Source organism: Enterobacter sp. HK-058-C-ECC (assembly GCF_047531125.1).
GTDB lineage: Bacteria > Pseudomonadota > Gammaproteobacteria > Enterobacterales > Enterobacteriaceae > Enterobacter > Enterobacter quasiroggenkampii.
In genome coordinates this window covers 325678-339108 of record NZ_JBLKCH010000001.1, presented here as the reverse complement: position 1 = coordinate 339108, position 13431 = coordinate 325678, and the positions used below count along the sequence as shown (strand labels likewise).

Genomic DNA, 13431 nt, shown 5'->3' with positions numbered 1-13431 from the left:
CGCGGCGTGAGGGGGAATTAACTGACCGCATTCTCTCCTGCCCAGATCGTCGCCTTTCGCATCGCCTCCACCACCTCCTCATCAGACAGACCCAGCGCCTGACGAACCCGGGTTGCCTCGTCCCAGCGCTGCTGTTCATAATAACGACAGAGGTTGATCATGTCGGCTAACTGTCCCTCCTGATGGCACAGCGCGTTGCTCACGCTCTGCGGTACCGCAATTTGCTTCATCAACTCGGCCATCGGCAGCTCAAGAAGGATATCGAGCAAAGAAAACAGGCCGCACATGAACGCATTTTCAGCCAGAATCGGGTCTTTCATCGTCTCTGCAATCAGTTCGCAGAACTTGCCGCGCATCATGCTTAACGGGTAAAGCTCGCTGACGGTGTCATTACCCGCACTGGCGAGGACCACGACGGCAACAAACCGTCGGAGCTGATTTTCGCCAAGATACCTGAGCACCTCGCTCAGGGTTAACTTGCTGAAATTACAGGCGCCGACATGTTTAAACGCCGTATGCTTCATATAGCGCATGATTTTATAAGAGAGCGTCAGATCCGTTTTTATCAACGACTCGATGATTCGAAAATCAGGTTTATTGCGTCCGACCTCCATTTGCAGCCGGAAAATCGCCAGCTGATTTTGCGACAGCCGTTTATATTTAATGACCTCCGGACGGCAGAAAAAATAGCCCTGAAACAGCGAGAACCCCTCGTCCCTGTATTGGTTGAATTCCTCTTTAGTCTCAACTTTTTCAGCGAGATATTTAATATGACCGGTCAGATGTTTACGTGCTTTCAGATACGCTTTAATTTGCGCTAAAGTATAATTTCTGACGTCGAATTTCAGGATCGAAATATAGGGTAAAAAAGCATCCCATTCTGGCGCAAGGGTGAAATCATCAAGCGCAAACTGGTAGCCATGCGCATTCATCTCCCTGACAGCCTGCAGCAGTTCGGCCCCCGGCACAGCATCTTCAAGGATCTCAATCACCACGCTCTCTTTATCAAGCGCTTCGCCACTGCGGTCAATGACCATCCTTGAAGGGAAATTAATAAACGACGTGTGTGCCCCTGCGATGCGCTGGGACGGCACACATAAAAACTGATCGGATATCATCCTGGACGTGGCATATTCCGCCGACACATCCGGAAAACGATTTGTCATCCCGTCTCTGAAAAGCAGCTCATAGGCCACGGTATTCATCTCTGGGTTAAAAATGGGTTGTCGCGCGATAAATCCGTACATATCCCATCCTCCTCTACCACTTAATATTTATTAGCATCCTCTTTCTACACGATGATAACGAGCATTATCGAGCGCTATTTTGATTGAATGCACAAAATAAAAGCATCCACACTAATTAACGGGATTTAATATTCTGGAATTTAAATTAAATATATCCGGCGCTCTACAGAAAGAGAACGAAATATCCGATAAGTACTGTGTGCCTGCCCGACATGCACGATATTACGGGAGATGAGAATGAAAGACGCCATGGTCCGAAAACAAAAAATAAGAGTCAAGACGTTGATGCTATTGTCCATTTTCCTCACCGTGACGGTGGGTTTTACGGCAACGATCGGGTTTATGATGTGGCAGTGGATGGCGCAGCAAGAAGTGCTGGCCAAAAAACATATCCGCCAGATAGCCGAGGTACAGGCTTTACAGGTCAGCAAACAGCTGGATTCCGCCCTGACTGCCGCCCGGGATATGGGCAACAGCGCTCTGGCGCTGCGTGAGGCGGGCGTATCCGATCGCCAGAGCCTGAACCAGCTGCTCATCCACTACCTCTCGGCTCACCCATCGTTTCTCTCCATGTCGATGGCCTTTGAGCCCAACGCGTTTGACGATAAAGATGCCGCCTTTGCCGGTCAGAGCGGTGAAGATCCTGCCGGGCGCTACGCCCGCTACGTCGACCGCGATGCCACCGGCAAACCGGCGTTGCACCTGCTGACGGACATCGAAACGCCCGGCAGCGGTGATTATTATCTGCTGCCGAAACAGCGGCATAAAGATGTGATCATCGAACCCTATATTTACCCCTACAACGGCGTGGACGTGATGCTCACCTCGATTGCCGCCCCCATCATGCGTGACGGTCAGTTTCTGGGCTCGGTTACCTCTGACTTCTCGCTCGCCACGCTGCAGTCCACGATCGGCGCAATTAAACCGTGGAACGGCACAGGCTACGCCCTCCTCCTGTCTGCAGGCAATAACGTGGTGTCCAGCCCGGACAAACGGGCTGCAGGCAAGCCTTACGCGGGTCAGATTGCCGGTCATGACGTCACCCGGGTAAACGATCCGCTGCTGAAGGAAGAGGTGTTTATCACCTGGCAGGACATCGCCGTCGGCAACAGCCAGACGCCGTGGAAACTGGCTATTATCACCCCGGTCAGCGAAGTGATGGCCGAAGCGCGCGCATTTTTACTGAAAGCCATCGTCCTGATGGTGTTAAGCATCGTTGCGGTCAGCCTGGTGATGGCCCAGATCTTTACCCGCAAGGTTGACCGTCCGGTGGGGGGAGAACCTTCCGAGGCCGCCGGTATTGCCCTGGCCGTCGCCCGGGGAGATCTGAACAACACCATCCCGGTGCGTTCCGGGGATACCCACAGCATTTTTTATGCTCTGCACACCATGCAGACGCAGCTCAAGCGCATCGTCGGCAACATCAGCGAAGCCAGCCATTCGGTGCACGGCGGGACCAGCGAAATTTCGGCGGGCAACCTTGACCTCGCCTCGCGTACCGAAGAACAGGCGGCGGCGATTGTTGAAACAGCTGCCAGCATGGAAGAGATTTCGGTTACGGTGAAGAATAACGCCGACAACGCGCACAAAGCGACCACGCTGACCGATCGCGCCGCGAGCCTCGCCGGGCATGGCGAAACGCTGGTAAACGACGTGGTAATGGTGATCGGGGAGATTGACGAGAGCGCACGTAAGATCGGTGAGATTAACAGCATCGTCGACGGCATCGCCTTCCAGACCAATATTCTGGCGCTGAATGCGGCCGTTGAAGCGGCGCGCGCAGGCGAACAGGGACGCGGTTTCGCAGTTGTCGCAGGTGAAGTGCGCAACCTTGCCCAGCGAAGCGCTAACGCGGCCAAAGAAATCTCTCAACTGATTGCCGAGTCCTCAGGCCGCGTCAGCAAAGGCGTCGAGCTGGTCAATGAGACCGGCGTAATGATGAAACAGGTGATTGAGGCGGTGTCGCACGTTCATCTGGTCATCAACGACATTGTTCAGGCGCTGGACGAACAGAATCGGGGGATTAGCCAGGTCAGTACCGCCGTTAACCAGATGGACAGCACCACCCAGCAGAACGCTTCACTGGTTCAGCAGATCTCAGCGGCGGCGCTCTCACTGGACGAGCAGGCTAAATCGCTGGAGAAGACGCTGGCGTTCTTTCATTCTTAAATAAAAAGGCACCCGTCCAGCGGGTGCCTTTTCACGCGATTCGCGTTACAGCCCTTTCAGCAGCTTGTCGACAAACTCCGGAACAACCGTGCTTGCCAGGCCGTAGTGTTTCTCTTCAAACTCGCTGCCCACCTGGCTTGGCTCAAGATTGAGTTCAACGGTATGCGCGCCGTGCAGTCGCGCTTCGTGGACAAACCCCGCCGCCGGATAAACATGACCGGATGTGCCGATGGCGATAAACACGTCGGCCATCGCCAGCGCGCTGTAGATCTCATCCATTCCCAGCGGCATTTCGCCGAACCAGACCACGTGCGGACGCAGGCGCGACGGGAACTGGCAGCAGTGGCACTTATCCTCTGGCAGCACGTCCTCTTTCCAGTCCAGCACCTGACCGCTCCAGGCGCAGCGAACCTTGAGCAGCTCGCCGTGCATATGGATGATGTTCTTGTTACCGGCCCGCTCGTGCAGGTTGTCGATATTCTGCGTTACCAGCAGAAAACGATCGCCCAGCGCCTCTTCCAGCTTCGCCAGCGCCAGATGCGCGGCATTCGGCGCGACGTCAGGCTGCTGAAGCTGACGACGGCGGGCGTTGTAAAACGCCTGCACGAGATCCGGGTCGCGGGCAAAGCCTTCCGGCGTGGCGACATCCTCCACGCGGTGCTCTTCCCACAACCCGTCCGCCGCGCGGAAGGTTCGAATTCCTGACTCGGCGGAGATCCCCGCCCCGGTCAGCACCACCACTCTGGGTTTATCCATCGCTTCTGGCATCATTCTGTCTCTGAAAAAGATCCGCTGGCGCAGACGCTCACGCAAGCGGCGTTTGTTTTTGCGAAAACGGCTGAGTCGACCCTGGCGACGCGACAGCATAGTAACCTCGTAAACTAATCGGTGAGATGAAGGAATGCGGCTCCGCGCATGCCTCCTGCGTCCCCGTGTCGCGCGCGTTCAATACGCGGCACGCGGGCAACCGGCAATAAGTGTCGGGGCAAACGCCCGGACAACCGTTCCGTAATCGCGGTAAAGTTTGAGAGCCCTCCCCCGATCACCAGCAGATCCGGGTCGACGATAGTGAGAATATTGCCCAGACATACCGCCAGCAGATCCAGATAGCGCTCGACGTGCTCACGCGCATGCGCATCCCCTTGCTCCCACAGGGTAATGATTTGAGGGGCCTCAAGTTTCTGATGATAGAAGTGTTCGTAAAGCCATGCAAACCCGCGGCCGGAAAGGTAGTTCTCAATACAGCCGTGCTGGCCACAGCCGCAGCGGGTTAGCGGAAAATCACGTCCCACCACCTCGAGGGCATCCACCGGCAGGCGAATATGACCAAACTCGCCGGTGATGTAGCTGCGCCCGGTGATGGGCTTACCGTTGATGACGATTCCGCCGCCGACGCCGGTACCGAGGATCAGCCCCATCACCAGCGGGTAGCGACGGAACTCATCATCCCAGGCTTCAGAGAGCGCGAAGCAGTTGGCATCGTTATCTAAACGCACGTCGCGTTCAAGGAGAGCAGAGAGATCGGCGCGCAGCGGTTTACCGCTGGCGGCAGGCACGTTGGCCGCGTAAAGCGTACCGTCGTCGGTTTCCGGCATGCCCGGAATACCAATGCCGACGCTGCCTTTCATGCCAAAGCGTTCATCGGCCTGCGCCACCAGCGCGGCAATGGCGGTTAAAAATTCGTCGTAGCTGTCGCGCGGCGTGGGAACGCGGGTTTCCCACTGCAGTTTGAGGTCTTTATCAAATACGCCGAGCGCAATCTTGGTGCCGCCAATATCAAATCCATAATACATAACGCATTCCTCTTTCGATCTGGCGACCCGAAAGCCGCTAGATCATGACGTAATTACTGGCCACTTAATACCCTCGCCGGATCAATTCGGCTTGCGCGACGCGCCGGATACCAGCTTGCCAGCAGACTCAGTAAAAGTGCTGTAAGCAGCACATAAAAAACATCCAGCCAGTGCAGTTCAGACGGCAGGAAGTCAATAAAATAGATATCACCCGACAGGAACTGGTGACCAATAAGCTTTTCAATCCCGTTGATAATCGGCGTCAATTGCAGGGAAACCACCACGCCAATCACCACGCCGCACAGGCTGCCGAACAGACCCGCCAGCAAACCGTACCAGACGAAGATGGCGCGAATAAGACCGTCTTTTGCGCCGAGGGTACGCAGCACGGCGATGTCGCCGCTCTTGTCCTTGACCGCCATGACCAGCGTCGAGACGATATTAAAGCACGCGACGCCAATCACCAGCACCATCGCCAGATACATAATGGCGCGGATCATCTGGATATCACGGTACATATACCCGTAAGTGCCGATCCAGCTTTTGATGTAGACATAGTTATTGGTCACGCTGCCCGCGTCGCGCACCAGTTTGTTGGCGTTAAAGACGTCGTTCACCTTAATCGCAATGCCCGTCACGCTGTCGCCCATGTCGAGATACTGGCGCGCGTCCTCCATCGGCACCATCGCAAAGCTGTGGTCAAGCTGGCCGCTCAGCTGAAGAATACCGGTAACGTGCAGGCGCACGCGTTTTGGCTGCTGCAGTTTGTGATCGGCGCTGGCGTTGGGGATCATGATTGACACCCAGTCGCCCTGCTTCACCTTCAGGGCATCAGCAACGCCTTTACCCATGATGATCTGCTGCTCGCCCGCCCTGAAGTTGGCCCACGCGCCGTTTTGCACATAGTTCGGCAGCGCGCTGAGACGCGCTTCCTGCGCCGGGTTCACCCCTTTCACCTGAATGGCGCGCAGGTTTACCCCGCTCTCCACCAGCCCGGTAAAGTTAATGTAGGGCGCGGCCGCGGCGATGCCCGGCACTTTTTCAACTTTGGTGAGCGCATCGCTCCAGTTCGTCCACGGCTGGTTAACCGGTTCGATCTCCCCGTGCGGCACCACCGCCAGAATGCGGTTATTCAGCTCGCGCTCGAAACCGTTCATGGCGCTCAGGCCGACAATCAGCACCGCCACACCCAGCGCAATACCGATGGTCGAGATGACGGAGATCAGCGACACCATGCCGCCGCGACGGCGGCCGCGGCTAAAACGTAAACCGATGAGTAACGATAACGGTGACGCCATTACTCTGCTCCCATCAGGGTCAGTTCCGCGTTCAGATGACCGTCGCGCATCTCAAGCTGGCGCCCCATGCGTTTTGCCAGCTGCAGATCGTGGGTCACCACCAGAAACGCGGTACCCTGTGAGGCGTTCAACTCGCCCAGAAGCTGGAAAATACTGTCCGCATTGCGGGCGTCCAGGTTACCGGTGGGCTCATCCGCCAGCACCAGACGCGGGTTGTTGACCAGCGCACGGGCAATCGCCACGCGCTGGCGTTCGCCGCCGGACAACTCCGACGGACGGTGGTTACCGCGATGGCCCAGCCCTACCGCTTTCAGCATGTCGCTGGCGCGGGCGTTAATTTCTGCGGGTTTCTTTTTGCCAATCAGCAGCGGCATCGCCACGTTTTCCAGCGCCGTGAAATCCGGCAGCAGGTGGTGGAACTGGTAGATAAAGCCCAGCTCGCGGTTGCGCAGCTCGGCCTTCGCCGCTGAGGACATTTTGCTCATCGGCTGGCCGGAGAAAATCACGTCGCCGTTGGTTGGGGTATCCAGCCCGCCCAGCAGATGTAATAAGGTACTTTTACCGGAGCCGGAGCTGCCGACAATCGCCATCATCTCGCCTTCGCCCACGCTAAAGCTCACATTGTGCAGCACGTCGGTTTGCACAGTGCCTTCCTGATAGCGTTTGGACAGGTTGTCGCATTGCAACAGGATCTTATTCATAACGTAAAGCCTCAGCGGGTTGAGTGGCGGCGGCGCGCCAGGAAGGATAAAGCGTTGAAAGCAGCGCAATGGCCATCGCGGCCAGCGCAATACCGACCACCTGCAGCGGCTCGATAGCCACCGGCAGCGCTGCGCCGTCGAGCAGCGCGCCGATAATCGGCATTAAGTTGTTGAGCTGGCTGGCAAGCAGTGCCCCCAGCACGGCACCGAGCAGCGCACCGATGATACCGGCGCTGGCGCCCTGCACCATAAACACGGCCATGATCTGGCGCGGCGTCAGCCCCTGGGTTTGCAGGATAGCGACCTCGCCCTGCTTCTCCATCACCATCAGCCCCAGCGAGGTGATGATGTTAAATGCCGCCACGGCGACGATCAGGCTCAGCAGCAGCCCCATCATGTTTTTCTCCATCCGCACGGCCTGGAACAGCTCGCCTTTGCGCTCGCGCCAGTCCTGCCATTTGGTGCCGTCCGGCAGTTTTTGCTGGCTGAGGGTATCCACCTTCAGCGGCGCGTCAAGCCACAGGCGCCAGCCGGTGATATTTCCGGCCGGGTAGCGCATCAGGCGTGACGCGTCCTGGATGTTAACCAGCATCTGGTAGCCATCGACTTCGCTGTTGGCGGCAAAGGTACCAATTACGTTGAACAGGCGCTGGCTTGGCAGGCGCCCCATCGGCGTAAACTGGCTGGCTGAAGGCACCATCACGCGCAGCTGGTCGCCACGGTTGACGCCAAGCTGGCCGGCAAGCTGCTCACCCAGAATCACGTTGTATTTCCCGGCTTCCAGGTCAGTCTGCTTCACGTTAACGAGATACGGCGTCAGCGGATCTTTTTGTGCCGGGTCGATACCCAGCATCACGCCGACCGCCACGCTGCGGGCGCTTTGCAGCACCACGTCACCGGTGGTCAACGGCGCAACGCGCGTGACGCCCTGTAACTTCGCCGCGCTTTCCGGCAGCTGCTGTGGGTTAACCGAACCGTTAGTCGATGAGAGAACGGCCTGCGGCATCAGCCCCAGGATGTTGTTTTGCAGCTCGCGCTCAAAGCCATTCATGACGGAAAGCACCGTCACCAGTGCCATCACGCCAAGCGTAATGCCAATAGTCGAAAGCCAGGAGACAAAGCGACCGAAGCGGTCCGCGGCGCGCCCACGCATGTAGCGTAAGCCTATGAAGAGTGCGACAGGTTGATACATGAAGTCCGTCTGTTTGCTGATAGCAGACCCACGAGTATATAAGCGAATCCGTTAAGCGTAAATGACTGAAACCGTAAGCTTTGGTAATCATTTTTCCGAAAAATTCAGATAAATCAGGGTACTAATGTCTGAAACCGCCCCTCGCAACCTCCACCTTTTCCGAAAAACCTCCTGATACAGACTGTTACCCATTACAGCCCGGTTTCGTTTAACAACAATTGTTCGTTCGTCTATGGCAATAAGGTAGTTGCGAACAATGAAGCAAAAAGCATTATGGATTAACCAGATAAAAGGGCTATGTATCTGCCTGGTGGTTATCTATCATTCGGTTATCACGTTTTATCCGCACCTGATCGGGCTGCAACACCCGCTCTCCGGCCTTCTCGCCAAATGCTGGGTCTATTTTAATCTCTACCTCGCCCCCTTCCGTATGCCGGTCTTTTTCTTTATCTCCGGCTATCTGATACGTCGTTATATTGATGAGGTGGACTGGCGAACCAGTCTCGACAAGCGAATCTGGAGCATTGTCTGGGTCCTGGCGCTGTGGGGGATTCTGCAATGGCAGGCGCTGACCCACCTGAATGCCTGGCTGGCGCCCGATCGCGAGCTTGCCACCTCGTCGAACGCGGCCTACGCCGACTCGCTCCCGGGATTTGTGCGAGGCATGCTCACCGCCAGCACCAGTCTGTGGTATCTGTATGCCCTGGTTGTGTACTTCACGCTGTGTAAACTGCTGAGCCGCTGGAAGCTGCCGATGCTGTGGCTGCTGGCGCTGGCAAGCATCGCGATCAACTTCCTGCCGCTGCCGTGGTGGGGAATGAACAGCGTGGTACGCAACATGATCTACTACAGCCTCGGGGCGTGGTATGGCGCAGCGCTGATGACGTGGATGAAAAACCTCAGCCTGCGCCGCAGCTGGCTGACAACCGGCGCTTTCGCCGCCGTCTCCGTGGTGCTGTGGTTTGCTAACGTTCCGCTGCTGCTCTCATTGCTGTCGATTGTGCTGATCATGAAGCTGTTCTACAGCTTTGAGCAGCGCTATGCCGTTCACCCTGACAACCTGCTGAACGTGATTGGCTCCAATACCATTGCGATTTATACCACTCACCGCATCCTCATTGAGGCCTTCAGCCTGTTCCTGATTGGCGAGATGAATGCCGCTTACTGGCCGGTCTGGGCTGAACTCACCTTAATTCTGGTCTACCCGTTTGCCAGCCTGCTGATCTGTACCCTTGCCGGACTCGGGGTGCGTAAGATCTCCACCGCGCTGTTTGGGGACATTTTCTTCTCTCCGCCTTCACCGCTCACGCTGTCACCCACCACCCGTTAATGCCCTCACCGCCCCCTTTCGGGGGCGTATAATCCCGCCGTGCGGTTACGATTTGCTTATGTAAAACGATCGAGGATAATAAAGACATTGCGTATCAGTGATATGCCCCAATACTGTTGGTATATCCATAAGAGACTCTGACATAGCCATGCCTGAACACTATCGTTATTCCTTGCCTGTCAAAGCGGGCGACCAGCGCCAGCTGGGTGAACTCACGGGCGCAGCGTGCGCCACGCTGGTAGCGGAAATCGCCGAGCGTCATCCTGGCCCGGTGATCCTGGTTGCCCCGGACATGCAAAACGCCCTGCGCCTGCACGATGAAATTCGCCAGTTCACCGATAATCTGGTGTTCAGCCTGGCCGACTGGGAAACGCTGCCCTATGACAGCTTCTCTCCACACCAGGAGATCATCTCCTCGCGCCTGTCGACGCTCTATCAACTCCCGACCATGCAGCGCGGCGTGCTGATTGTGCCGGTGAATACCCTGATGCAGCGCGTCTGTCCGCACAGCTACCTGCACGGTCACGCGCTGGTGATGAAAAAAGGCCAGCGCCTGTCCCGTGATGCCCTGCGGGCGCAGCTTGACGGTGCCGGCTATCGCCATGTCGATCAGGTCATGGAGCACGGGGAATACGCGACCCGCGGCGCGCTGCTCGACCTTTACCCGATGGGCAGCGACCAGCCGTATCGTCTGGACTTTTTCGATGATGAAATCGACAGCCTGCGCGTCTTCGACGCCGACACGCAGCGCACGCTGGAGGAAGTGGAGTCCATCAATTTACTGCCCGCACATGAGTTCCCGACGGACAAAACCGCTATCGAACTGTTCCGCAGCCAGTGGCGCGATAAGTTCGAGGTGAAGCGCGACGCGGAACATATTTATCAGCAGGTCAGCAAAGGCACGCTGCCTGCCGGGATCGAATACTGGCAGCCGCTGTTCTTCAGCGAGCCGCTCCCTGCCCTGTTCAGCTACTTCCCGGCGAATACCCTGATTGTTAACACCGGGGATATCGACGCCAGCGCCAGCCGCTTTGAAAGCGAAACCCGCGCTCGCTTCGAAAACCGGGGCGTTGACCCGATGCGTCCGCTGCTGCCGCCGGAAGCGCTGTGGCTGCGTACCGACGAGCTCAACGCCGAGCTGAAGCGCTGGCCGCGCATGCAGCTGAAAACCGATTCGCTTGCCGATAAGGCCGCCAACACCAACCTCGCCTTCCGGACGCTGCCGGACCTGGCCGTCCAGGCGCAGCAGAAATCCCCGCTGGATAATCTGCGCAAGTTCCTGGAGTCCTTTACCGGCCCGGTGGTGTTCTCCGTTGAGAGTGAAGGCCGCCGCGAAGCGTTAGGTGAGCTGCTGGGACGCATTAAGGTGGCGCCGAAGCGCATCCTGCGCCTGAGCGAAGCGACCGGAAACGGCCGTTACCTGATGATTGGCGCCGCCGAGCATGGGTTCATCGACACGCTCAACAACCTGGCGCTGATTTGCGAAAGCGACCTGCTGGGTGAGCGCGTCGCGCGCCGTCGTCAGGACAGCCGTCGAACCATCAACCCGGACACGCTGATCCGTAACCTGGCCGAGCTGCATCCGGGCCAGCCGATTGTTCACCTGGAGCATGGCGTTGGACGCTATCAGGGGATGACCACGCTGGAGGCGGGCGGCATTAAAGGTGAATACCTGATGCTGACCTACGCTAACGACGCCAAACTGTATGTTCCGGTGTCGTCCCTGCATCTGATCAGCCGCTACGCGGGCGGGGCCGAAGAGAACGCGCCGCTGCACAAGCTGGGCGGCGATGCCTGGACGCGCGCGCGCCAGAAGGCCGCGGAAAAAGTGCGCGACGTGGCTGCCGAGCTGCTGGATATCTACGCCCAGCGCGCGGCCAAAGAGGGCTTCGCCTTTAAGCATGATAAGGAACAGTATCAGCTGTTCTGCGACAGCTTCCCGTTTGAAACCACGCCGGATCAGGCTCAGGCCATCAACGCCGTGCTGAGCGACATGTGCCAGCCGCTGGCAATGGACCGTTTAGTGTGCGGCGACGTCGGCTTCGGTAAAACCGAAGTGGCGATGCGCGCCGCTTTCCTTGCGGTGGAAAACAACAAGCAGGTGGCGGTGCTGGTGCCGACCACCCTGCTCGCTCAGCAGCACTTCGACAACTTCCGCGACCGCTTCGCCAACTGGCCGGTACGCATCGAGATGCTGTCACGTTTTCGCAGCACCAAAGAGCAGACGCAGATCCTGGAGCAGGCAAGCGAAGGCAAGATCGATATTCTGATCGGCACCCATAAGCTGCTGCAAAGCGACGTGAAGTGGAAAGATTTGGGGCTGCTGATTGTCGACGAAGAGCACCGCTTCGGGGTGCGTCATAAAGAGCGCATCAAAGCGATGCGCGCCGACGTCGATATCCTGACCCTGACCGCAACGCCGATCCCGAGAACCCTGAACATGGCGATGAGCGGCATGCGCGATCTGTCGATTATCGCCACGCCGCCGGCGCGCCGTCTGGCGGTGAAAACCTTCGTCCGCGAGTACGATAATCTGGTGGTGCGTGAGGCCATTCTGCGTGAAGTGCTACGCGGGGGTCAGGTCTATTACCTGTACAACGACGTGGAAAACATCCAGAAAGCGGCCGACAGGCTGGCGGAGCTGGTGCCGGAGGCGCGCATCGCTATCGGTCACGGGCAGATGCGCGAGCGCGAGCTGGAACGGGTGATGAACGACTTCCACCACCAGCGCTTTAACGTGCTGGTGTGCACCACCATCATCGAAACCGGGATCGACATTCCGACCGCGAACACCATCATCATTGAACGTGCGGATCACTTTGGCCTGGCGCAGCTTCACCAGCTGCGCGGCCGCGTCGGACGTTCGCACCATCAGGCCTACGCCTGGCTGCTGACGCCGCATCCAAAAGCGATGACCACCGACGCGCAAAAGCGTCTGGAAGCCATCGCCTCGCTGGAAGACCTCGGTGCAGGCTTCGCGCTGGCCACGCACGATCTCGAGATCCGCGGTGCCGGTGAACTGCTGGGTGAGGACCAGAGCGGCTCGATGGAGACCATCGGCTTCTCGCTCTATATGGAACTGCTGGAAAACGCGGTTGATGCCCTGAAGGCCGGGCGCGAGCCGTCGCTGGAAGATCTCACCAGCCAGCAGACCGAGGTCGAGTTGCGCATGCCTTCCCTGCTGCCGGACGATTTCATTCCGGACGTGAATACCCGACTGTCGTTCTACAAGCGCATCGCCAGTGCGAAGACGGAAAGCGAGCTGGAAGAGATTAAGGTTGAGCTGATCGACCGCTTTGGTCTGCTGCCCGATGCGGCGCGAAATCTGCTGGATATCGCTCGCCTGCGCCAGCAGGCGCAGAAGCTGGGCATTCGCAAACTTGAAGGCAACGAAAAAGGCGGCGTGATTGAGTTCGCGGAGAAGAACCAGGTCAACCCGATGTGGCTCATCGGTCTGCTGCAAAAACAGCCGCAGCATTTCCGTCTGGATGGCCCAACGCGTCTGAAATTCACCCAGGAACTGACGGAGCGCAAAACCCGCATGGACTGGGTGCGTAACTTTATGCGCCAGCTGGAAGAGAACGCGATCGCCTGACCTCCCTTCCCCCCCGTTAGCCCAGCGCTAACGGGGGGCAATTTACAAACTCTTTGCACTTCACCCGATCTTCCCGACACACCCATTCGCCATAATTATCATTAAC

The 13431-nt window shown here is 57.7% G+C and carries 9 protein-coding genes; 3 read left to right on the top strand and 6 right to left on the bottom strand.

Annotation, left to right across the window (positions count from 1 at the left end):
* Window positions 1-17: 17 nt before the first annotated feature.
* Window positions 18-1247, bottom strand: coding sequence for an EAL and HDOD domain-containing protein (locus ACMWJS_RS01640; RefSeq protein ID WP_414746496.1), 1230 nt, complete (start codon window positions 1245-1247; stop codon window positions 18-20).
* A 237-nt stretch (window positions 1248-1484) separates the two neighbouring features.
* On the opposite strand from ACMWJS_RS01640, the gene ACMWJS_RS01635 reads away from it, so the two are divergent.
* A complete protein-coding gene (locus ACMWJS_RS01635) occupies window positions 1485-3416 on the top strand; it encodes a methyl-accepting chemotaxis protein (protein WP_167212740.1) in 1932 nt (643 codons plus the stop codon).
* 45 nt (window positions 3417-3461) lie between these two features.
* Here the strand turns inward: ACMWJS_RS01635 and cobB are convergent, their stop codons facing one another.
* The 5 genes from cobB to lolC are packed head-to-tail and all read right to left on the bottom strand — an operon-like array spanning window position 3462 to window position 8400.
* Complete coding sequence (cobB, locus tag ACMWJS_RS01630; protein WP_021240739.1) at window positions 3462-4283, bottom strand: Sir2 family NAD+-dependent deacetylase; 822 nt, start codon at window positions 4281-4283, stop codon at window positions 3462-3464.
* A 14-nt stretch (window positions 4284-4297) separates the two neighbouring features.
* Window positions 4298-5209, bottom strand: a complete 912-nt coding sequence (gene nagK / locus ACMWJS_RS01625) for an N-acetylglucosamine kinase (RefSeq protein WP_167212737.1) — start codon at window positions 5207-5209, stop codon at window positions 4298-4300.
* 53 nt (window positions 5210-5262) lie between these two features.
* Entirely contained in the window at window positions 5263-6507 is a 1245-nt protein-coding gene (gene lolE / locus ACMWJS_RS01620) for a lipoprotein-releasing ABC transporter permease subunit LolE (RefSeq protein WP_045352893.1), read from the bottom strand.
* Window positions 6507-7208 (bottom strand): lipoprotein-releasing ABC transporter ATP-binding protein LolD, encoded by a 702-nt coding sequence (lolD, locus tag ACMWJS_RS01615; protein WP_008500772.1) that lies wholly within the window; start codon window positions 7206-7208, stop codon window positions 6507-6509. Before lolD ends, lolE begins: the two co-directional genes overlap by 1 nt.
* Window positions 7201-8400 (bottom strand): lipoprotein-releasing ABC transporter permease subunit LolC, encoded by a 1200-nt coding sequence (gene lolC / locus ACMWJS_RS01610; protein ID WP_045372942.1) that lies wholly within the window; start codon window positions 8398-8400, stop codon window positions 7201-7203. Before lolC ends, lolD begins: the two co-directional genes overlap by 8 nt.
* 256 nt (window positions 8401-8656) lie before the next feature.
* On the opposite strand from lolC, the gene ACMWJS_RS01605 reads away from it, so the two are divergent.
* Together ACMWJS_RS01605 and mfd are read left to right on the top strand one after the other, a co-directional pair.
* Window positions 8657-9730 (top strand): acyltransferase family protein, encoded by a 1074-nt coding sequence (locus ACMWJS_RS01605; protein WP_414746495.1) that lies wholly within the window; start codon window positions 8657-8659, stop codon window positions 9728-9730.
* Between the two features lie 148 nt (window positions 9731-9878).
* Window positions 9879-13325 (top strand): transcription-repair coupling factor, encoded by a 3447-nt coding sequence (gene mfd / locus ACMWJS_RS01600; RefSeq protein WP_414746494.1) that lies wholly within the window; start codon window positions 9879-9881, stop codon window positions 13323-13325.
* The last annotated feature ends 106 nt before the right edge of the window (window positions 13326-13431 follow it).